The organism is Caulobacter zeae (assembly GCF_002858925.1).
GTDB lineage: Bacteria > Pseudomonadota > Alphaproteobacteria > Caulobacterales > Caulobacteraceae > Caulobacter > Caulobacter zeae.
Window position 1 is genome coordinate 1 of record NZ_PJRS01000046.1, and the last position, 18823, is coordinate 18823.

The 18823-nt window shown below is 67.9% G+C and carries 22 protein-coding genes; 13 read left to right on the forward strand and 9 right to left on the reverse strand.

Annotated features, from left to right (window positions below; all coding sequences use genetic code 11):
- The coding region (locus SGCZBJ_RS21870) for an integrase core domain-containing protein (RefSeq protein ID WP_165799411.1) at nucleotides 1–267 on the forward strand (267 nt) is incomplete at its 5' end.
- A 21-nt stretch (nucleotides 268–288) separates the two neighbouring features.
- Here the strand turns inward: SGCZBJ_RS21870 and thiE are convergent.
- Nucleotides 289–936, reverse strand: coding sequence for a thiamine phosphate synthase (gene thiE, locus SGCZBJ_RS21875; RefSeq protein WP_101720049.1), 648 nt, complete (start codon nucleotides 934–936; stop codon nucleotides 289–291).
- Nucleotides 937–1189: 253 nt separating this feature from the next.
- Here thiE and SGCZBJ_RS21885 point away from each other — a divergent pair, with 253 nt between their 5' ends.
- Nucleotides 1190–1375, forward strand: a complete 186-nt coding sequence (locus tag SGCZBJ_RS21885; RefSeq protein ID WP_058349592.1) for a (2Fe-2S)-binding protein — start codon at nucleotides 1190–1192, stop codon at nucleotides 1373–1375.
- Between the two features lie 152 nt (nucleotides 1376–1527).
- Nucleotides 1528–2010, forward strand: coding sequence for a bacterioferritin (gene bfr / locus SGCZBJ_RS21890; protein WP_058349593.1), 483 nt, complete (start codon nucleotides 1528–1530; stop codon nucleotides 2008–2010).
- 200 nt (nucleotides 2011–2210) lie between these two features.
- Here the strand turns inward: bfr and fixK are convergent, their stop codons facing one another.
- The 7 genes from fixK to SGCZBJ_RS21925 all read right to left on the reverse strand — a co-directional run bounded on the left by fixK (nucleotide 2211) and on the right by SGCZBJ_RS21925 (nucleotide 7514).
- Entirely contained in the window at nucleotides 2211–2849 is a 639-nt protein-coding gene (gene fixK / locus SGCZBJ_RS21895; protein ID WP_101720051.1) for a transcriptional regulator FixK, read from the reverse strand.
- A gap of 259 nt (nucleotides 2850–3108) precedes the next feature.
- Nucleotides 3109–3528, reverse strand: a complete 420-nt coding sequence (locus SGCZBJ_RS21900; RefSeq protein ID WP_101720052.1) for a lysozyme inhibitor LprI family protein — start codon at nucleotides 3526–3528, stop codon at nucleotides 3109–3111.
- Nucleotides 3529–3593: 65 nt separating this feature from the next.
- Nucleotides 3594–3809 carry a hypothetical protein gene (locus SGCZBJ_RS21905; protein WP_101720053.1) on the reverse strand — a complete coding sequence of 72 codons (216 nt, stop codon included), beginning with the start codon at nucleotides 3807–3809 and terminating at the stop codon, nucleotides 3594–3596.
- Nucleotides 3757–4407 carry an RNA polymerase sigma factor gene (locus tag SGCZBJ_RS21910; protein ID WP_101720054.1) on the reverse strand — a complete coding sequence of 217 codons (651 nt, stop codon included), beginning with the start codon at nucleotides 4405–4407 and terminating at the stop codon, nucleotides 3757–3759. Before SGCZBJ_RS21910 ends, SGCZBJ_RS21905 begins: the two co-directional genes overlap by 53 nt.
- A 130-nt stretch (nucleotides 4408–4537) precedes the next feature.
- Nucleotides 4538–4912, reverse strand: a complete 375-nt coding sequence (locus SGCZBJ_RS21915; protein WP_101720055.1) for a flagellar protein FliS — start codon at nucleotides 4910–4912, stop codon at nucleotides 4538–4540.
- The gene (fliD, locus tag SGCZBJ_RS21920) at nucleotides 4899–6587 is read right to left on the reverse strand and encodes a flagellar filament capping protein FliD (protein WP_101720056.1); all 1689 of its coding nucleotides are present in this window, start codon (nucleotides 6585–6587) and stop codon (nucleotides 4899–4901) included. Before fliD ends, SGCZBJ_RS21915 begins: the two co-directional genes overlap by 14 nt.
- A 96-nt stretch (nucleotides 6588–6683) precedes the next feature.
- Nucleotides 6684–7514, reverse strand: coding sequence for a flagellin (locus SGCZBJ_RS21925; protein WP_101720057.1), 831 nt, complete (start codon nucleotides 7512–7514; stop codon nucleotides 6684–6686).
- Nucleotides 7515–7751: 237 nt separating this feature from the next.
- On the opposite strand from SGCZBJ_RS21925, the gene SGCZBJ_RS21930 reads away from it, so the two are divergent.
- The 7 genes from SGCZBJ_RS21930 to SGCZBJ_RS21960 all read left to right on the forward strand — a co-directional run bounded on the left by SGCZBJ_RS21930 (nucleotide 7752) and on the right by SGCZBJ_RS21960 (nucleotide 14771).
- Nucleotides 7752–8033: a flagellar hook capping FlgD N-terminal domain-containing protein gene (locus SGCZBJ_RS21930; RefSeq protein WP_101720058.1), complete on the forward strand. Its 282-nt coding sequence runs from the start codon at nucleotides 7752–7754 to the stop codon at nucleotides 8031–8033.
- Nucleotides 8034–8045: 12 nt separating this feature from the next.
- Nucleotides 8046–9323 (forward strand): flagellar hook protein FlgE, encoded by a 1278-nt coding sequence (gene flgE / locus SGCZBJ_RS21935; RefSeq protein WP_101720059.1) that lies wholly within the window; start codon nucleotides 8046–8048, stop codon nucleotides 9321–9323.
- A 5-nt stretch (nucleotides 9324–9328) separates the two neighbouring features.
- Nucleotides 9329–9655 (forward strand): hypothetical protein, encoded by a 327-nt coding sequence (locus SGCZBJ_RS21940; RefSeq protein ID WP_101720060.1) that lies wholly within the window; start codon nucleotides 9329–9331, stop codon nucleotides 9653–9655.
- Between the two features lie 4 nt (nucleotides 9656–9659).
- Nucleotides 9660–11387, forward strand: a complete 1728-nt coding sequence (gene flgK, locus SGCZBJ_RS21945; protein ID WP_101720061.1) for a flagellar hook-associated protein FlgK — start codon at nucleotides 9660–9662, stop codon at nucleotides 11385–11387.
- Between the two features lie 2 nt (nucleotides 11388–11389).
- Nucleotides 11390–12286 carry a flagellin gene (locus tag SGCZBJ_RS21950; protein ID WP_101720062.1) on the forward strand — a complete coding sequence of 299 codons (897 nt, stop codon included), beginning with the start codon at nucleotides 11390–11392 and terminating at the stop codon, nucleotides 12284–12286.
- Between the two features lie 254 nt (nucleotides 12287–12540).
- The gene (locus SGCZBJ_RS21955) at nucleotides 12541–13437 is read left to right on the forward strand and encodes an intradiol ring-cleavage dioxygenase (RefSeq protein WP_101720063.1); all 897 of its coding nucleotides are present in this window, start codon (nucleotides 12541–12543) and stop codon (nucleotides 13435–13437) included.
- A 194-nt stretch (nucleotides 13438–13631) separates the two neighbouring features.
- The gene (locus tag SGCZBJ_RS21960) at nucleotides 13632–14771 is read left to right on the forward strand and encodes a DUF3089 domain-containing protein (RefSeq protein ID WP_101720064.1); all 1140 of its coding nucleotides are present in this window, start codon (nucleotides 13632–13634) and stop codon (nucleotides 14769–14771) included.
- A gap of 153 nt (nucleotides 14772–14924) precedes the next feature.
- On the opposite strand, the gene SGCZBJ_RS21965 is transcribed toward SGCZBJ_RS21960, so the two are convergent.
- Nucleotides 14925–15104 (reverse strand): DUF1328 family protein, encoded by a 180-nt coding sequence (locus SGCZBJ_RS21965; RefSeq protein ID WP_101720065.1) that lies wholly within the window; start codon nucleotides 15102–15104, stop codon nucleotides 14925–14927.
- Nucleotides 15105–15214: 110 nt separating this feature from the next.
- Here SGCZBJ_RS21965 and cobT point away from each other — a divergent pair, with 110 nt between their 5' ends.
- From cobT to SGCZBJ_RS21980, 3 genes are read left to right on the forward strand one after another with little or no spacing between them, the layout of a single operon-like run.
- Nucleotides 15215–17143 (forward strand): cobaltochelatase subunit CobT, encoded by a 1929-nt coding sequence (cobT, locus tag SGCZBJ_RS21970; protein ID WP_101720066.1) that lies wholly within the window; start codon nucleotides 15215–15217, stop codon nucleotides 17141–17143.
- The gene (locus SGCZBJ_RS21975; protein ID WP_101720067.1) at nucleotides 17140–18210 is read left to right on the forward strand and encodes an esterase-like activity of phytase family protein; all 1071 of its coding nucleotides are present in this window, start codon (nucleotides 17140–17142) and stop codon (nucleotides 18208–18210) included. Before cobT ends, SGCZBJ_RS21975 begins: the two co-directional genes overlap by 4 nt.
- 56 nt (nucleotides 18211–18266) lie before the next feature.
- Nucleotides 18267–18464, forward strand: a complete 198-nt coding sequence (locus SGCZBJ_RS21980; protein WP_101720068.1) for a hypothetical protein — start codon at nucleotides 18267–18269, stop codon at nucleotides 18462–18464.
- Nucleotides 18465–18823 lie beyond the last annotated feature (359 nt).

The window sequence follows — 18823 nt, forward strand, 5'->3', positions numbered from 1 at the left end:
AGGCCCTACCGCCCTCAGACCAACGGCATGGCCGAACGCTTCAATCGACGCCTGGCCGAGGCTCTGCGAGGCCATCCCGCGTCGGGCAAGAACGCCGGCCGAAACCGCTTCACCGATCACGCCCAGCGCGACGCCTTCCTCTTCAACTTCGTCGAGCTCTACAATCAGACCCGATTGCTATGCCTCGATCACAAGGCTCCCGCCGAACTCCTCGCTAAGCTCTCGGGACACAACACGAAGGCGGGGATGCTCGGTGAAAATAGCTAGAACCGCTGAAGGTCGATCCGCCTAACGCCGCTCTGCGAGCCCTTGCGCGATCGCCGCATTCAGCGCCGCCACGGCCGCGTCGGGACCTTCGGGATGCGCCCACACCCCGCCCGAGACGGCCAGGAAGTCGGCACCGGCGGTCGCCAGGCCCGCGGCGTTGGCGGCGGTGATGCCGCCGATGGCCACGCACGGAACCTCCATCGTCTCCTGCCAGATCGACAGGATGTCGGGCTCGGCGACGATGGGCGCGTCCTTGGTGGTGGTCGGGAAGAAGGCCCCGAAGGCCACGTAGTCGGCCCCGGCCTCGGCGGCCTCCATGGCCAGGTGGCGGCTGTCGTGGCAGGTGACGCCGACCATGCGGTCCTTGCCCATCAGCTTGCGGGCGGCCGCGTAGGGCGTATCGCCCTGCCCCACGTGCACGCCGTCGCAGTCGAGGCGGGCGGCCAGGTCGGGACGGTCGTTGAGGATCACCGCCACGTCGCGGGCGCGGGCGATCGGCGAGAAGACCTCGACGGCGGCGGCCACGATGTCGTCGGGCGCGTCCTTGAGGCGGATCTGCAGGGCCGCGACGTCGCCGCCCTCCAGGGCGCGGGCCAACTGGCGGCCGAAGGCGGCCAGGTCCGGCAGGGACGGCGGAGTGATCAGATAGAGGCGGCAGTCGAGCGTCATGCGCCGCCTTTACGCCGATTTGACGCGCAGCGCGACTTTGGGGGCGAAGCCCTGCCAGCAGAGCATGAAAACCTCGTCCTTCGACAGGCTCAGGATGAGGTTTTCAAAGCGAGCGCCCCATGCCCTCACCCTGAGCCTGTCGAAGGGCCTCGCCTGCGACGACGCGCCGCCGGTAACTCGACTGAGAGTCAGTTGCAAACCGGTGGAAAACTGTTAGATGAGAATGACAATCATTCGGTAGGGCGTTCTCTCCTTGTACGTCTGCAATTGTAACGGCATCCGCCAACGTGAAGTCCGCGCCGCGATCGACGCGGGCGCGACTCGTCCGGCCGAGATTTTCCGCCACAAGGGCTGCCAGGCCCAGTGCGCCAAGTGCGTCTGCGAGATGCGCCAAATGATTCAGGAAGCCCAGGAAGCTCTGGCTTACGCCGCCGAGTAAGGCTTCCTGCGACGCAAAGTCGACGATTTCAGGTTACCGCGAAGCACTCTCACGCTTTTCTGTGAGGCTGCGAAACACTTGCACACATTACTGTTGAAGCGCTGAAAAAGCCGACTAAGGGTGCGGGCGAACTCGAACCTTAGGAGGCCGCCATGCAAGGCGATCCCGGCGTTATCCGCGTCCTGAACGCTGTGCTCACCAACGAGCTGACGGCCGTCAACCAGTACTTCCTGCACGCCCGCATGCACGACAACTGGGGCTTCAAGCGCCTCGGCCAGATCGTCTACCAGGAATCGATCGGCGAGATGAAACACGCCGACAAGCTGATCAACCGCATCCTCTTCCTCGAGGGCCTGCCCAACCTGCAGGACCTGCACAAGCTGAAGATTGGCGAGACCGTGCCCGAATGCCTGGCCGCCGACCTGTCGATCGAGCTGTTCAACCGCGAACTGCTGGTGCCGGGCATCGTCCAGTGCGAGCAGGCCCGCGACTACATCAGTCGCGAACTGCTGCGCGAGATCCTCAACGACACCGAGGAGCACATCGACTACCTCGAAACCCAGCTGTCGCTGATCAAGTCGCTGGGCGAGCAGAACTACCTGCAGAGCGCCATGGGCGAACTGCCGGCGGCCTGACGCCTGGTCCCGCCCCATCGGGTCGCGCCGCAGGCGCGGCTCGCCCGAGGACATGCTTCGACAAGCTCAGGGTGAGGACCAAGGCAGGCGCGGCGCTAGAAAACCCTCATCCTGAGCCTGTCGAGGGACGAGGGTTTCGCCACGACTTCCAAACGGCCTTCCCGCCCCGGCGGGGAGGCCGTTTTGCTATTCGCCCAGGCCTATTCGCAGAGCGCTTCCAGCGCGTCGCGGTCGAGCAACTCGACATGGCGTACGGTCGGCAGGGCGATCAGGCCTTCCTGCAGGAAGCCGGTCAGGGTGCGCGACACCGTCTCGATGGTCAGGCCCAGATAGTCGGCCATGTCCTGGCGGCTCATCGGCAGGTCGAAGGCCGCCTCGCCGGTGCGGTCGGCCAGCAGCAGCAGAAGGCCCGCCACCCGCTCGCAGGCGCTGCGGCGGCCCAGCATCAGCACGTGGTCCTGGCTGCGCTGCAGGCCGGAGATGGTCAGTTGATAGAGCTGGCGGGCCACCTGCCCGTCGCGGGCGGCCAGGTCGCTGAGCGCCCGGCGGCGGACGATGCGAACCGTGACCTCGCTGACCGCCTCGGCCGTGGTGCGGCGCACCTCGCCTGCCTCGAAGCCGAAGGCCTCGCCGGCGAAATGGAAGGCGTCGATCTGGCGGCGGCCGTCGCGCAGCAGGCGGCCCGTGCGCACCGTGCCCTCGACCAGCTCGTAGACGTGGTCGGCGGAATCTCCCTCGGCGAAGATCTCCTCGCCGGCGGCGTAGCGGATGACGCTGGCGGCGGCGACCGGCAGGGTCGGCTGGGCGTAGGCGGGCTCGAAGCGAAGGGGCGACAGCATCAGACGACTCCCGAAGGAATGGGGGCGAAAGACGCCGCCCCGACGCCGGCACATTCCCCCTACTCTTCGTGCGGGTAAATTCGGGTGCGCCGCATAAGGGGTTCTGCGTAGGCGCCGCGATGGAACCTCCCCCTGTGGGGGAGGCGGCCGAAGGCCGGTGGGGGGCCGGCTTCAGCTTTCTAGGCGGACAGAAGCTTGCAACACCTCCCCCACTCCGATCGCTACGCGATCGCCTCCCCCAATAGGGGGAGGTTCCTGGTCAGCGCTTCTTCGCCATCCGCTCCAGCTCCACCGCTCGCACGGTGGTCATGCTGAGGTGGCAGCCGCCGATGTTGAGCATGTCGATGGTGCCGCCGGTCAGGTCTTCCTGGCACTCGGCGTCGCGGCGCTTGATCCAGGCCCGCTGGACGGTGCGCAACTTGGCCTGCTCGGCCTTGGAGCGCCTGGCCATCACCGCCTTGTAGGCGCGGTTCAGGCGGGCGTCCTGTTTCTGGAGTTCTTCGTTGGTGCAGCCGGCCATGGCCACGGTGACGCCCTTGATGGCGTCGCCGCTGTTGAGGCAGGCGTCGTAAGCCGGCGAGTATTCCTTCTGGGGATCAATCGGATCCGAAGCGGCGAAGGCCTCGGGGGCCGCCAGGGCCAACACCAGCAGGCCGGGAACCAGTCGTCGAAGCAGCATGCGGACCCTCGCTTTCGGCGGCGAGGATGCCCCGCCGATCTCGACGGCATCAAGGCGTCGCGCGCTCAGAGGTTCCTGGCGATGCGGTCGGCCAGGGGCGACAAGTCGCCGCCGTCGTAGTCGAACACGCCCATGTCCTGGGCCGTCACTTGCGCGAACAGCTCCTGCGCCGCCTCCGAGGTCGTCAGCAGGTCGAGCGCGGCCTCCGCCTCGCCTTCGGGCCAGCGGTCAAGCCGGGCGCCCAGCGCCTTCAGGCGCGCTTCGAACAGTTTCAGGTCCATAGCCACAGATCTTCTTCTGCCTCTGGAGTCTCGTCTTCAAGGTCTGCCGGCCCCGTTTCAGGAGCGAGCGGACCGCCTGTTCCGAACAGCCCATGGCGTCGGCGATTCTACCGACCTCGAGCTCTTCGAAATAGAACAAAGTCAAAGCCTGGCGCTGGGTGTCCGGCAGCTTGCCCAGGGCCTGCTGCAAGGTCACGGCGACCTCCGACCGTTCGAGGTTGGCCAGGGCGTCGGCCTGGGCCGGCCCTTGCACCTCGGCGTCGGCCAGGCGGGTGATGACTTCCTGGCTTTCCGGCACGGCCTTGCGGACGCGGCGACGGTCGATGGCCTTGTTGACCGCGATGCGGTGCAGCCAGGTCGAGAACCGCGCCTCCGGCGTCCAGCGCTCGCGGGCGCGCCAGGCGGCAATAAATGCCTCCTGGGCCGCGTCCTCGGCCTCCTGCACGTCGCCCAGGACGTTCAGGGCCAGCCGCCGGACCATCCGCAGATGCCGGTCGACCAGCACCCGGAACGCCACCTGGTCACCCTCGCGGCAGGCCAGGAACAGGTCTTCGTCCGAGCGGACATCCGCCAATCCGAACCCGCCCGTCACAGTCATCGCTGAATTCGCCATGGCGATTACTCGCCTCCATCGCTGTATCGCAATGGGATTGGCAAACAGCATGCCATATATCAGATAACTACATTATTGAATTCACCCGATACGTTCGCAATACATCGGCGCATTTCTATTTTTCAGAACGGAGCTCTTTACAGAATGGGCGCAACAAGTCGAGTACGATTTGATACGAATTCGACACATCTTTGCGGCGACTGGCGCGAACCATGCTGTCAAGCACGTACTGGTAGAAGCTGCGCAACGTCTTGCCGTCCGGTCCGGCGGCCGAAAAATCCAGGCTTGTCGACAGCACGGTGAGGATCTGGGTCGCCCGCATGGCGTGTCGGCACATTTGATCCAGCCGCCCCTGCTCGTGGGCGAATTTTGCCGAGCCGACGGCCCGGTAGAGCTCCTCGTGCACCGAGGCCAGCACGTCGCGCGGGCTGGCGGTCAGGCGGCTCGAGGCCGCATAGGCGCTGAACGCCTGGCTGTTAGTCGTCGTCATCGCTGCTGGCTCCGAGGATGGCCTTGATCTGCTCTTGAAGGATCTGGGCGGCGTAGAGCTCTGTCTCCATCGCCGAGTATTTCGCGATCAACTTGGTGCGGTACGTCTCCGCGTTGTCGCGGATGGTCTCCGACTGTTCGGTCAGGTCGCTGTTGACCGTGTCGAGGGTGTTGATGCGCTGCTGGATCACGCCGGTCGTGGTGTTGGCGTAGTCGCCCATCAGGCTGGTGATCAGGTTGGCGAAGCCCTGGGTGATCTGCACCGAGATCGTGCCGCTGGTCGGGTTGGCCAGGGCGAAGGACAGGCCGTCGTAGATCGACCCCGTCGCGCCGATGATCCGGCTGCCTGAGATCGTGAACAGGCTCGAGTCGCCGTTCACCGACACGCTGGAGATCGCCCCGTCGGTGACGGTGACCTCCAGGTCGAAGTCGTACGAGAGGGTAGTGTCGTTCTTGAGGAGCTTGAGGTTGCTGTCGCTGGCCTCGAACTTGGTCTCGAAGAAGGCCGCGACGCTGGACAGGTCGGTCAGCAGCAGATTGTCGAGCGAGGTCTCGTCCGACAGCTCCAGCTGGTTGGCGCTGTTCAGCGTGATGCCCAGGGCCGACAGGTCGGTCAGCTCGTCGTCCGAACCCGACTTGCCGCCCAGCAGGGCGTTCAGCTGGCGATTGACGTCGCGCAGTATGCCGTCGGCGAACAGCACCGCGTCGTCGGCCACCACCCCGCCCGAGCCCACCGTCTGGTTGGTCACCACGAAGGCGCGTAGGGCGTTGTAGGCGTCGATGAAGTCGGTGATCGCCGTCTTGATGTCGTCGTAGTTGGCCTCGATGTCGAGGGTGATGGTCTGGCCGCTGGTGGCTTGCAGCAGCGAGATCGACAGGCCGGGAATGACGTCGGTCAGCTCGTTGCCGTCGCTCTCGATCTCGACCCCATCGATGGTGACGATCGAGGGCTGGGCGGCTTGAAGGACGTTGGCGAAGGCGCCCGAGCTGTCGGTCAGGCCCAGCGACTGGCCGATGTCGTCGCCCGAGACCGACGACAGGCTGATCTGCTGGTTGGTGTCGCTGGTCGACATGACCAGGCGCGTGCCGGTCGAACTGGTGATCAGGGTGGCTGTGACGCCGGTCGTGCTGGTCTTGGCGTTGATGGCTGCTGCGATGTCGCTGACCGTCATGGTCGAGGTGACGGTGATCTCGGCGGCGGTCCCGCCGTCGACGCCCACCGACATCACGCCCGACAGGCCAAGCGCCGTGCCCGAGGCCTGGGCGGTGGAGGCTGCCTTCATGGCCTTGGCCAGCTGGGTGACGGTGATCTCGTAGGAGGCGGCCACCGCGTCGCTGTCGGCGTCGACGGCGATCACCGAGGTGGCGTCCGTGCCGTCCGAGGCGGTCAGATAGGCGCTCTTCTCGTCGAAGGCGTTGGTGGTGGTCGTGACCGAGCTGTAGGTCGTGCCCGCCAGCGCGGTCATCGAATCCGAGATCGCCTGCAGCAGGGTCTGCAGCGACTGGTACGAGGCGATCTTGGTCTCGTTGGCCGTGACTTTGGCGTCGATGGTGTCGGCGCGGGCGGTCTTCTGGGCGACGGCGGCCTCAATCAGGGAGTCGGTGTCGAGCCCCGAGATCGTGCCGGTCAGATAGGTCGTCGAGCCCGAGGTCGAGACGCTGCTGGTGGTCGTCATGGCAATGTCCGGAAAGTCGGCGGGAGAGCCTTAGAGGCCCCCCCGCCAGTCTGCAGGACGACGGAAGCCAGGCCCCCGCCATCGCGACACGAGCGACTACTGCAGCAACTTCAGAAGCGACTGGCTCATCGAGTTGGCCTGGCTGAGGGCCGAAATCGCTGCGCTGGTCAGGGTCTGGGCGTTGGTGAAGTTGGTCTGCTCGGCGGCGATGTCCACGTCGGTGATCGCCGACGCCGCCGACTCCAGGTTCTCGAGCGACGTGGAGATCACGTCGCCGCGGAACTCGAAGCGCGACAGGGTGGCGCCGACGTCGGCGCGCATTTTCGAGACCGCCGTGATCGCCGAGTCGATCTCGTCCATGGCAGCGACGGCGTCGCTGGTGGAGGTGATCGAGGTGACGGTCAGGTTCAGCCCCGTGGTGTTGGCCTCACCCAGTTCGACCTTGATGACATCGGTGCTGGACGTGCCGACCATGAAATCGACGCCGGTGCCTTCGGTGTAGTTGCTGTCACCGTTGAGCAGAGTGACGCCGTTGAAGGTCGTCGTCTCGGCGATGTCGTTGATTTCCTCGGTCAGCTGCTCGTACTCGGCGCTGATGTACGACAGGTCGGCAGTGCTCGACGTCCCCGACTGGGCCTGGGCCGTCAGGGAGTTCATGCGCTGCAGGATGTCGGCGATGTTCGACAGGGCGCCGTCCGCGGTGTTCAGCACCGAAGTGCCGCTGGTCACGTTGGTGGCGGCCTGGTTGAGCACGGTGATGTCGGCGTTCATGGACGTCGCGATGGCGAGGCCGGAGGCGTCGTCCTTCGCGCTGACGATCCGCGAGCCGCTCGACAGCTTCGCCAGGGATTCGCTCTGCGCCGCCGAATTGTTGTTCAGGTAGCGCAGGGCGGTGTTGGCGGCCGTGTTGGTGGAGATAACAGGCATGTTCTAGTCCGGTTCTCTGTCTGGAGTCCGCCCGGGGGAGAGTCCGGTCGGGAAGCTGTCCGCCGTTCTGACGGCCTGGCTTCGACGGGTTGAACGGGACGTCCGCCGACGATGGGGCGGATTATTTTCGCTCCCCCGCCCCGGAAAATAATCCGCCCCATCCGGCGCGGAGCCTCCGTTGAACCCGTCGATCGGCGCCCAGAGCGACCGGACCGACTTCACCGGAGGGCCTTCTCCATGACCACCGTCTCCTCGGCGACGAGCACCAGCACGACGAGCTCGAGCAGCTCGTCCGGCACGCTGCAGCTTGGCACCACCGACTTCCTGAAGCTGCTGATGACGCAGCTGACCAACCAGAACCCGCTGGATCCCACCGATCCGACCGAGTTCACCAGCCAGCTGGCGACCTACTCGTCGCTCGAGCAGCAGATCAACATGAACGACACGCTGACGACGATGTCGGACAATATGTCGTCGCTGCTGACCCAGGTTCAGCTGCTCGCCTCGGCCTCGGAATAGGGGCCAGCGACGATGAGCCTGTCCTCCGCCCTCTCGACCGCCGTCTCGGGCCTGTCCGCCCAGAGCATCGCCCTGTCGGCGATCTCCGAGAACATCGCCAACGCCTCGACCACCGCCTACAAGACGACGGAAGTGTCGTTCCAGTCGCTGGTCAGCGGCGCCATGGGCACCAACACCTCGACCAGCTCGGTGGTGGCCAAGACAAACCAGGCGCTGAACGTCACCGGCGCCATCTCGTCGACCAGCGTGGCGACCAACATCGCCATCGACGGCTCGGGCTATTTCGTGGTCGCGGCCAACGCCGGCGACACCGGCAGCGACCTGGTCTACAGCCGCAACGGCAGCTTCTCGACGGACGCCAACGGCTATCTGGTCAATAGCGAAGGCTATTACCTGATGGGCTACCCGACGGACTCCGACGGCAACGTCCTGGCGTCCAACACCAGCGACCTGACCAGCCTGTCGGCGATCAACCTCGACTCGATCAGCGGCACGGCCAAGGCCACCTCGACGGTGAGCATGGCCGCCAACCTGCCGGCCGACGCCACGACGGGCCAGAGCTTCGACACCAGCATGGAGGTCATCGACTCCCTGGGCGTCAGCCACACCGTCGGCCAGACCTGGACCAAGACCGGCGACAACACCTGGTCGCTGAGCCTGTCGGACCCGACCCTGACCAAGGACAGCACGACCACCTCGGGCACGATCAGCCCGAGCACGGTGACGGTGACCTTCAACTCCGACGGCAGCCTGGCCACCACCGATCCGTCGCCGGTCAACATCAGCATCACCGGCCTGTCGACCGGCGCGGCCGACAGCGCCATCGTGCTGGACCTGGGCTCGACGGGCGGCACCGACGGCCTGACCCAGTACGCCTCGACCTCCTCGACCCTGTCGATCAGCCCGACCTTCGAGCAGGACGGCGCCAACTACGGCGAGCTGTCGGGGATCAGCATCGACGAGAGCGGCCTGGTCACGGCCAATTTCGACAACGGGGTGAGTCTCGCGATCTACCAGATCCCGGTCGCCACCTTCAGCAACCCCAACGGCCTGACCCACGTCTCGGGCACGGTCTATGACGAGAACACCGCCGCCGGCCAGGTGCACCTGAACCTGCCCGGCGAGGGCAACGCCGGCAGCCTGGTGGCCAGCGCGCTGGAGGGCTCGACCACCGACACGGCGACCGAGTTCAACAAGATGATCATCGCCCAGCAGGCCTATTCGGCCGCCTCGCAGGTGATCAGCGCCACCAGCGACATGTTCGACACCCTGATCCAGGCCGTCCGGTGAGCGTCATGGGCACGATTGAACGCCTGCACACCCGCGCCCAGAAGGCCCGCCGCGATCCGGCCACGCCCGTGGTCTCGTCGGTCGAGGAGGCTCGCGCCCTGGCCCGCAGCATCGCCGACGGCCTCTCGGCCCTTTCGGACGACCAGCGCCTGCTCATGCTGTCGAACCTGCACGAGGTGCAGGCGACGCTGGAAGACCGCATGGCCAGCCTGGAGACCGAGATGGCCCAGGAGCGCGTGCGCATCCAGGCGGTCAACCGCGGCCTCAACGCCCAGGCCGGCTATCGCGGCGGGGTGGCGTCGCTGCGCGACCACCGCCGACGCAAGGACTGACGCCATGTCGCTGTCGTCGATCATCAGCTCGGCCTCGTCGGCCCTGTCGACCGCCCAGATGCAGATCGCGGTGGCCAACGCCAACGTGGCCAACGCCGACGACCTGACCTACAGCAAGAAGACGGTCAGCACGACGGCGACCACGGCCCTCAACTCGGCCTCCAGCGCCACCGTGCAGCGGGCGGCCGACACCTATCTGGCCAAGACCGTGGTCAAGACGGCGGCCGCCTCGGGCTATGCCTTCACGATCGACACCTACATGCAGTCCTACGACGCCGCCCTCGGCTCGGTGGACAGCGGCGACGACCTGTCCAGCCTGCTCGACGCCTTTTCCAGCGCCCTGACCGCCCTGTCGGCCAGCGCCGACAGCGACACGGCCAAGGCCGCGACGGTCTCGGCCGCGTCCGACCTGGCCGCGGGGATCAGCAGCCTGTCGGCCTCGATCCAGGACCTGCGCACCCAGGCCAACGCCGAGATCGCCACCACGGTCGACACCATCAACTCGACCCTGTCGACCCTGGCCTCGCTGAACGACCAGATCGTCTCGGTCACCGCCCAGGGTGGCGACGTCACCGCCCTGCAGGACCAACGCGACGCGGCCCTGACAACCCTGTCGGGCCTGATCGGGGTCAACAGCTACACCACCTCCGACAACCGGCTGGTGGTCTACACCACCGGCGGCGACCAACTGCTTGGCACGACGGCGGCCAAGCTTTCGTACACCGCCTCCAGCGCGCTTTCCTCGACCAGCGCCTACCCGAACTCGATCTCGGGGATCACGCTGAACGGCAAGGACGTCACCGCAAGCCTCGACTCCGGCCAGTTGGGCGCGCTGGTCACCCTGCGCGACAAGACGCTGGTGGACGAGCAGGCCAAGCTCGACGCCCTGGCCTCGACCCTGATCTCCCAGGTCAACGCCATCAGCAACGCCGGCTCGGCCACGCCCGCGCCCAACGCCCTGACCAGCGCCTCCACCGTCTCGGGCGACGACGCCTTCTCGGCGACCGGCACGCTGCGGGTGGCCGTCGTCGATTCCAGCGGCTCGACGGTCTCGACCCAGGACATCGACCTGTCGGCCTATTCGACCCTGGCCGACCTGGTCAGCGCGCTGGACGCCATGGACGGCCTGTCGGCCAGCATCGGCTCGGACGGCAAGCTGTCGATCACCGCCGACAGCAGCGCCAACGGCGTCGCCCTGGGCGACATCGGCGCCTCGGTCGGCGCATCGGCGCAAGGCTTCTCGGACTATTTCGGCTTCAACGACCTGTTCTCGGGATCGACCGCCGCCGACATCGCCGTCTCGTCCAGGCTGTCGGGCGACTACAGCCTGCTGGCTACCGCCGCCCTCGACACCTCCACCACCCTGGCGGCCGGCGACCGCGCCCTGTCGACCTCCGACAGCGCCACGATCGACAAGCTGTCGTCGATGCTGTCGGGGACGCTGAGCTTCGCCGCCGCCGGCGACCAGGCGGCCAAGACCGTCAGCCTGTCGTCCTATGCCTCGAGCTTCGTTTCCGGCGCGGCGACCCTCGTCTCCAACGCCTCGTCCGGCGCCGCCAGCGCCCTGTCGACCTACGAGGCGGCGACCACGCGGCTGCAGAACACCACCGCCGTCAATGTCGACGAGGAACTGGCCCTGCTGACCACCTACCAGTCGCAGTACGAGGCCAACGCCCAGCTCGTCTCGATGGTGCAGGAGCTGTTCGACACCCTGATCCAGATGGTGAACTGACCATGATCTGCCGCATCGCCACCTTCGGCCATTCCACGACCATGCTGGCCGCCAGCCTCAAGGTGCAGGCCAAGCTGGCCGACCAGCAGGCCCAGACGGCCTCTGGCCTGAAATCCACCACCTACGGGGGCCTGGGCAGCAACACCGGCAGCCTGCTGCGCCTGTCCAGCCAGAGCAGCGCCCTGACCGCCGAGAACGCCGCCGCCCAGACGGCCACCGCCTATGTCAACGCCGCCTATTCGGCGCTGGGCGACATCGCCGACCTGGCCACCACCATCAAGACCCAGCTGGCCTCGATGATTTCGAGCACCACGATCGACTCGGCCACCACCGCCCAGTACGCCACCAACTGGCTCAATGACCTTCAGGCGCTGATGAACAGCACCTCGGGCGGGACCTACCTGTTCTCGGGCACGGCGGGCGACGCCGCCGCCGCCGACTTCAGCGACGCCGACTGGGATCCCTCGGCCGGGGTCGACGCCGACTACTACCAGGGCTCGTCGGCCACGCGGACCTTCACCACCACCGACGGCCAGACCATCGACCTGTCGGTCTCGGGCGGCTCGGCGGCGTTCGAGAAGCTGGCCCGCGCCTTGTCGATGATCATCGCCTCGCCCGACGACAGCGACGTGGTCTCGGCCGCCTACGAGCTGGCCGGCGAGGCCCTGATCGGCATCGGCTCGCTACAGGAGCAGGTCTCGATCCAGGCCTCCACCCTAGACCGCCTGATCGAGCGCAACGAGGCCAAGATCGAAAGCATCGACACCCTGGCCTCCAACCTGAAAGACGCCGACCTCGCCGAGACTGCCGTCCTGGCCACCCAGTACGAGACCCAGCTGGAGGCCATGTATTCGATGATCTCGACGCTCTCGTCGCTGAGCCTGACGAAGTATCTGTAGGGAGCGACACGAGAACCCTCACCCCGTGGGGAGGCGGCCGAAGGCCGGTGGGGGGACGTTTTCAGCTTCCGCGGCTCTGGCCGGTTGCCCAATCACTCCCCCCACCGATCGCTTCGCGATCGCCTCCCCCACGGGGGGAGGTTCCGCGCACTCGCCGCCTCACATGCGGCGAACCGCATTGCAAACCCGCAAGACCTCGACATACGCCGGCAGGATCGCCCGGCCACAAGGGCGGCTCACGTTTCGGAGTCCCGATGCCCTCGCCCGTTTCCCCCAGCCGTCGCGGCCTGCTGGCCCTGGCCGGCGCCGCGCCGTTCGCCGCCATCGCCGCCTCGACGCGCCCGGTCGCCGCCGCCGAAAACGTCTGCGCGCTGACACCCCAGGTCACCCAAGGTCCCTACTGGTTCGACCCCAAGCTCGATCGCGCCGACATCACCGAAGGCAAGAAAGGCGCGCCGGTCACCGTGGCCCTGACCGTCGTCGACGGCGCCTGCCGGCCGCTGAAGGGGGCGCGGGTCGACATCTGGCATTGCGACGCGCAAGGCATCTATTCCGGCTACGAGGGCCAGGGCGACGACCACCAGACCGCCGCCAAGGGAGCGACCTTCCTGCGCGGCGCCCAGACCACCGACGGCGCGGGCAAGGTGGCCTTCAGGACCATCTGGCCCGGCTGGTACGAAGGCCGCACCCCGCACATCCACATCAAGGTGCACCTGAACGCGCGCACGGCCCTGACCGCCCAGCTGTTCGTGCCCGACGCCCTGTCGGAGTTCCTCTACGAGAACCTCCCGGCCTACAAGCGGCCCCGGGCGCGCGACATGTTCAACCGCCAGGACGGCATCGCCCTGCAAGGCGGCGAGGCGATGGTGGCCAGCGTCAAGGAAGGCGAGAGCGGCTATGTGCTGGCCCTGGTTCTGGGCGTCGATCCCGCCGCCGACTGGAAGGACGACGCGGGGATGGGCCCGGGCGGGCCCATGGGCGGTCCCGGCGGCCCGCCTCCCGGAGGCATGGGCCCGCCTCCCGGCGCCCCGCAAGGCATGAACGGCCGCCCGCCCGGCCCACCGCCCGGCGGCTTCCCCAACGGCGGTCCGCCCCGCCACGAGACCCCGACCGGCGAGGCGCGACTGAAGGCGATCGTGCCGGGGACCTGAGATCCTCCCCCTGAAGGGGGAGGTGGCCCGAAGGGCCGGAGGGGGAAGCGGCAGCTGACGCGCCGTATTCACTTCCCCCTCATTCGCTCCGCGACAGCTCCCCCTTCAGGGGGAGCATCTTTCTGCCTTCCCTCCCCCGCCCAGCCAAGCCATCCTCCCGGCCAAACGGCCGTTCGGCCTGCGAGGGGATGGAAATGCACAAGACGATCTGGGCCGCCTTGGCGGTCTCGATGGGGCTGGCCGGAACGGCCTGCGCCCAGCCGGCGCCGACGGGTCCCCAGCCCAGGAACGACTACACGCAGGACTCCTCCTGGCTGTGTCGTCCCGGCCGCCAGGACGCCTGCGCCCAGGACCAGACCGCCACCGTCGTGGCCGCCGACGGCGCGACCAGGGTCGAGCCGTTCAAGGCCGATCCCAAGGCGCCGATCGACTGCTTCTACGTCTATCCGACCGTGTCGACCGATCCCGGCGGCAACAGCGACATGGCCATCGACCCGGCCGAGACCATCGTCGCCGAGCAGCAGTTCGCGCGTTTCGGCCAGGCCTGCCGCACCTTCGCGCCGATGTACCGGCAGGTGACCCTGGCGGCCCTGCGGCAGGTGATGCAGGGCAAGGCCTCGCCGGGCGACGAGACCCTCGCCTACAATGACGTGCTGGACGCCTGGAAGGACTATCTGGCCCGCGACAACGGCGGTCGCGGCGTCGTGCTGATCGGACACTCGCAGGGCTCGCGCGTGCTGCTGCGCCTGCTGGCCGAGGAGATCGACGGCAAGCCGGTCCAGAAGCAGCTGGTCTCGGCCCTGATCATCGGCATGAACACGCCCATCGATCCGGCCACGGACGCCTACGGCTCGATCAAGATGTGCCGCAAGCCGGGCCAAGTGGGCTGCATCGTCTCCTACGTGTCGTTCCGCGCCTCCAGCCCGCCGGCCGAGCCCGCCTTCTTCGGCAAGGCTGAGGGCGCAAAGCGCGCGGCCTGCGTCAACCCGGCCGCCCTGGCCGGCGGCGAAGCGCCGCTGCACAGCTATTTCAGCGACAAGACCATCGCCGGCGCGCCGCGCAAGACGCCCTGGGTCAAGGGCAAGGACGTGACCACGACCTTCGTCTCGACGCCGGGCCTGGTCACCGCCGAATGCGCCACGAGCGGCCCCTACGACTACCTGGCCATCAAGGTCCACGGCGTCCCGGCCGACCCGCGCGTCGACGACATCCCCGGCGACCTGATGGTGCTGGGCTCGCCGCTCAAGGCCTGGGGCCTGCACCTGGCCGACGTCAACCTGGCGATGGGCGACTTGGTGGCGCTGGTCGGCGCGCAGGGGAAAGGCTGGAAGTAGGCCGGAGGAGAACCTCCCCCTCTGGGGGAGGCGGCCGCAGACCGGTGGGGGACGGTTTCAACCGCCGAGAAGGCGGCTGATTTCGCACTCACTCCCCCCACCGATCGCTTCGCGATCACCTCCCCCACAGGGGGAGGTTCCTTGCGGCCAGGATCATTTCCCCGTCACGCCCTTGAAGATCCCCATGCCCAGCACGAGGACGACGAGGAACACGACCAGGAACAGGAAGAACAGGATCTTGGCGACGCCGGCCGCGGCGCCCGCGATGCCGGTGAAACCGAGCGCGCCGGCGATGATGGCCACCACGGCGAAGATCAGAGCCCATTTCAGCATGGGTAAGCTCCTTGCACAGGGCCCGCGAGATGCAGGCTTCACAGGATCAACGTCGCCTTGGCGCGCGTCGTTCCTTGTGTTCGCCGGCCCGCGCCGCTAACTCCAAAGCCATGGCCGCCAAGCCCGAGAACCCGACCGAACCCTTCAAGCGCGCCCTCGCGCACGCCGCCCGCTCGCTCGCCGAGACGCCGGACCTCGAGATCGTGTTTTCCGGCGAGTCGCCGGGCCTCGTGGGCAACCGCGCGGTGCTGCCGCATCCGCCCCGCGACCTGTCCGGCCCCGACGCCGCCCGCCTGCGCGGCATGGCCGACCAGATCGCCCTGCGCCTGGCCCACCATGACCCGTCGACCCACGCCCGCTCGCGTCCGGCCGCGCCCGACGCCCAGGCGATCTACGAGTCGCTGGAGCAGGCCCGCATCGAGGCCATCGGCGCCAACGCCCTGGGCGGCGTGCGCGCCAACCTGACGACGGTGCTGGAGACCCGCCTCGAAAAGCAGGGCCTGACCCGAGCCGTCGCCTTCGACCGCAACAACGCCCCCATGGCCGAGATCCTGGGCCTGATGGTGCGCGAGCGCCTGACCGGCGACGCTCCGCCCGACGGCGCCAAGGCCCTGGTCGAGATCCTGCGCGCCGACATCGAGGGCAAGGCCGGCAAGGACCTGGACCGGCTGGCCGCCGCCGTCGACGACCAGGCCGCCTTCGCCAAGGTCACCCGCCAGATCCTGCGCGATCTCGACCTCGGCGACGACGTCAACGACGCGACCGAGTCCTCGGATGAAGACGAGGGCGACGACGAAAACCCCACCGACACCGCCGACGACGATCAGGGCGATGGCGAGGGCGAGCAGACCGACGGCTCCTCGCCGCAGGAAAGCGAGGCCTCCGACCGCGAAAGCCAGGCCGGCGACGAGGAGATCGTCCAGTCCGACCAGGAAGGCGAGGCCCAGGACAGCGAAGAGACGCCCGACATGGGCGACGGCGCCAAGCCGGCCCGTCCCGATCCGTCGGCCGACAAGGGCGGCGAGCCGGCCTACAAGGTGTTCACCACGGCCTATGACGAGGTGGTCTCGGCCGAGGAGCTGTGCGATCCGGACGAGCTGACCCGCTTGCGCGCCTATCTCGACCAGCAGCTGTCGGCCCTTTCCAGCGTCGTCTCGCGCCTGGCCAACAAGCTGCAACGCCGCCTCCTGGCCCAGCAGAACCGCGCCTGGACCTTCGATCTCGAGGAAGGGATGCTCGACGTCGCCCGCCTGACGCGGGTGATCATCGACCCCACCGCGCCGCTGTCCTTCAAGCAGGAAGAGGACCAGGAGTTCCGCGACACGGTCGTGACCCTGCTGATCGACAATTCCGGCTCGATGCGCGGCCGTCCGATCATGGTCGCGGCCGTCTGCGCGGACATCCTGGCCCGCACGCTGGAGCGCTGCGGCGTCAAGACCGAGGTGCTGGGCTTCACCACCCGCGCCTGGAAGGGCGGGACCAGCCGCGACGAATGGATCAAGTCCGGCAAGCCGCCCTCGCCCGGCCGCCTGAACGACCTGCGCCACATCGTCTACAAGGCCGCGGACGCGCCCTGGCGCCGGGCCCGCAAGAACCTGGGCCTGATGATGCGCGAGGGGCTCCTCAAGGAGAACATCGACGGCGAGGCCCTGATGTGGGCGCACCAGCGGATCATCGGCCGGCCCGAAGCCCGCCGCATTCTGATGGTGATTTCCGACGGCGCGCCGGTGGACGACTCCACCCTGAGCGTCAATTCGGGCCACTATCTGGAGCGGCATTTGCGGCAGGTCATCGCCGAGATCGAGGGCAAGAGCCCGGTCGAGCTGATCGCCATCGGCATCGGCCACGACGTCACCCGCTACTACCGCCGCGCCGTCACCATCGTCGACGTCGAGCAGCTGGGCGGGGTGCTGGTCGAGCAGCTGGCCGCCCTGTTCGACGAGGAGCCGCGCACCGCGGTTCGCGCCCGCGGCCTGTTGCCGCCGCCGCCCACCGTCGTGCCCCAGGCTCCCAAGGCCGCCCGCAAGGTTTCGGCGTGATCGGACTGCGCAGCCTGCTCGTCATGGGCCTGGCCGGCGGCATGCTGGCCCAGTGCGGGCCCAAGCCGGCACCGCCGCCGCCCGTCGTGCTGCCCGCCGCCCCGGTCAAGGTCGGCCCAGAGATCGGCCTGACCGTCGCGCCCGTGCCGCTGAACGCCTCGGACGCCAGCCAGACCGCCGTGGGCCGCTTCGTCTATGCCGGCGGCATCCACGTCACCAGCGCCGACACCAGCCGCCTGCACGGCCTGTCGGACCTGATCCTCACCGACGACAACGGCCTGGAGGCGATCACCGACGACGGCGACCGCTTCTCGGCCAAGCTCCAGCTCGACGCCAATGGACGCCTGGTCGGCCTGACGAACGGCAAGCTGTCGCCCCTGCTGGGCGTCGACGGCGAGGGCCTGCGCGGCAAGTCCGAGGGCGACGCCGAGGGCCTGGCCCGCCTGCCAAACGGCGAACGCCTGGTCAGCTTCGAGCGCGATCACCGCATCTGGCGCTACGCCGTCGGCGCCGACGGCCAGTGGAGCCGGCCGGCGGTCGCGCCCAAGCCCGCCACCGTCTTCCCCGACAACGAGGGCATGGAGGCGATCACCGCCTATCCGGCCGCCGGCCCCGACGCCTACCTCGTCGGCGGCGAGGAGGGCGAGGCCTGGTTGTGCCGGCTGTCGGCCAGCTGCCAGTCGATCGCCCCGCAGACGCCCAACGACTTCACCTGGGGCCTGTCGGGCTTCGCCGCCTTCCAGGGCAAGGCGCTGGCCACCCTGCACCGCGCCTACGACCCTGTGCGCGGCTGGCGCGCCCAGGTGCGGTTCCTGCCCGACCCGCTGCTGCCGGCGGCCAAGCAGTACCCGCTGGCCACCCTGATGCTGGACGGCCAGGTCACCCGCGACAATTTCGAGGGCATCGCCCTGGCGGCCGGCCCCAATGGCGCCACGCGGATCTATCTACTGTCGGACGACAACGGCGGCTCGATGAACCAGCGCACCCTGCTGCTGGCCTTCGACTGGACCCCGCCGCCGCCGCAGCCCGCGCTGCCACCTGCTTCCCCAAAGAAGAAGCGTCGCTGAGCCCGCATAGTCCGGCCGCTTCTTGCCACGGCTTCGCCGTGCGCTAGGTTGAGCCCATGCGTTGGGACCTGTCCAAATATCCGCTTCTGGCGCTGCCGATCCTGGGCGGACAGTTCCTGTTCGACGTCTTCGACGACGGCTTCATGGACGCCGTCCGCCACTTCCCGACCCGCCTGCTGATCATGAGCGTCCTGGTGGCCATGATCTGTCTGGCGACCTGGGCCTGGCGCCGTCGGAAGCGCACCTTCCGCTAGCGCTGACGCCAGGCCCGACCGAGTCGCGCCTCCTACCCCGCCGGAATCACGGCGAAAAGCCGCCAGCCCCTGTGGCGCACCGGCAACAGCGGCGGATCGCCCGCTTCGCCCGAAGGCCAAGGATCGCCTGTTGGGCGGCCCTGCTAAGCACCGCCGCCATCGGGGCCAGGACCTTCCCGCCGATCGCCGAAAGTCGGGTCCAGCGTCGCGCGCGGGAACCGCGGATGAGGATAATTTCACCTGAAACTAACAGGTTTTGAGGCGCTTATTTGCTGCACAGTCTGCCTTTTGCGCACGCACCGTTCGCCGGCGTCGCAAAAAATTGACACCGGGAGCCAAAAAGGCGCTTGATATGACAA

Excerpts from the sequence above, each read along its gene's own strand:
- SGCZBJ_RS21940 (WP_101720060.1), top strand. The coding sequence starts at position 9,329 with ATGGGCACGATTGAACGCCTGCACACCCGCGCCCAGAAGGCCCGCCGC.
- flgE (WP_101720059.1), top strand. The coding sequence starts at position 8,046 with ATGAGCCTGTCCTCCGCCCTCTCGACCGCCGTCTCGGGCCTGTCCGCC.
- thiE (WP_101720049.1), bottom strand. The coding sequence starts at position 936 with ATGACGCTCGACTGCCGCCTCTATCTGATCACTCCGCCGTCCCTGCCG.
- SGCZBJ_RS21905 (WP_101720053.1), bottom strand. The coding sequence starts at position 3,809 with ATGGACCTGAAACTGTTCGAAGCGCGCCTGAAGGCGCTGGGCGCCCGG.
- SGCZBJ_RS21965 (WP_101720065.1), bottom strand. The coding sequence starts at position 15,104 with ATGCTGAAATGGGCTCTGATCTTCGCCGTGGTGGCCATCATCGCCGGC.
- flgK (WP_101720061.1), top strand. The coding sequence starts at position 9,660 with ATGTCGCTGTCGTCGATCATCAGCTCGGCCTCGTCGGCCCTGTCGACC.
- SGCZBJ_RS21910 (WP_101720054.1), bottom strand. The coding sequence starts at position 4,407 with ATGACTGTGACGGGCGGGTTCGGATTGGCGGATGTCCGCTCGGACGAA.
- SGCZBJ_RS21915 (WP_101720055.1), bottom strand. The coding sequence starts at position 4,912 with ATGACGACGACTAACAGCCAGGCGTTCAGCGCCTATGCGGCCTCGAGC.
- SGCZBJ_RS21925 (WP_101720057.1), bottom strand. The coding sequence starts at position 7,514 with ATGCCTGTTATCTCCACCAACACGGCCGCCAACACCGCCCTGCGCTAC.
- SGCZBJ_RS21950 (WP_101720062.1), top strand. The coding sequence starts at position 11,390 with ATGATCTGCCGCATCGCCACCTTCGGCCATTCCACGACCATGCTGGCC.
- bfr (WP_058349593.1), top strand. The coding sequence starts at position 1,528 with ATGCAAGGCGATCCCGGCGTTATCCGCGTCCTGAACGCTGTGCTCACC.
- SGCZBJ_RS21955 (WP_101720063.1), top strand. The coding sequence starts at position 12,541 with ATGCCCTCGCCCGTTTCCCCCAGCCGTCGCGGCCTGCTGGCCCTGGCC.
- fixK (WP_101720051.1), bottom strand. The coding sequence starts at position 2,849 with ATGCTGTCGCCCCTTCGCTTCGAGCCCGCCTACGCCCAGCCGACCCTG.
- fliD (WP_101720056.1), bottom strand. The coding sequence starts at position 6,587 with ATGACGACCACCAGCAGCGTCTCGACCTCGGGCTCGACGACCTATCTG.
- SGCZBJ_RS21960 (WP_101720064.1), top strand. The coding sequence starts at position 13,632 with ATGCACAAGACGATCTGGGCCGCCTTGGCGGTCTCGATGGGGCTGGCC.
- SGCZBJ_RS21900 (WP_101720052.1), bottom strand. The coding sequence starts at position 3,528 with ATGCTGCTTCGACGACTGGTTCCCGGCCTGCTGGTGTTGGCCCTGGCG.
- cobT (WP_101720066.1), top strand. The coding sequence starts at position 15,215 with ATGGCCGCCAAGCCCGAGAACCCGACCGAACCCTTCAAGCGCGCCCTC.
- SGCZBJ_RS21980 (WP_101720068.1), top strand. The coding sequence starts at position 18,267 with ATGCGTTGGGACCTGTCCAAATATCCGCTTCTGGCGCTGCCGATCCTG.
- SGCZBJ_RS21930 (WP_101720058.1), top strand. The coding sequence starts at position 7,752 with ATGACCACCGTCTCCTCGGCGACGAGCACCAGCACGACGAGCTCGAGC.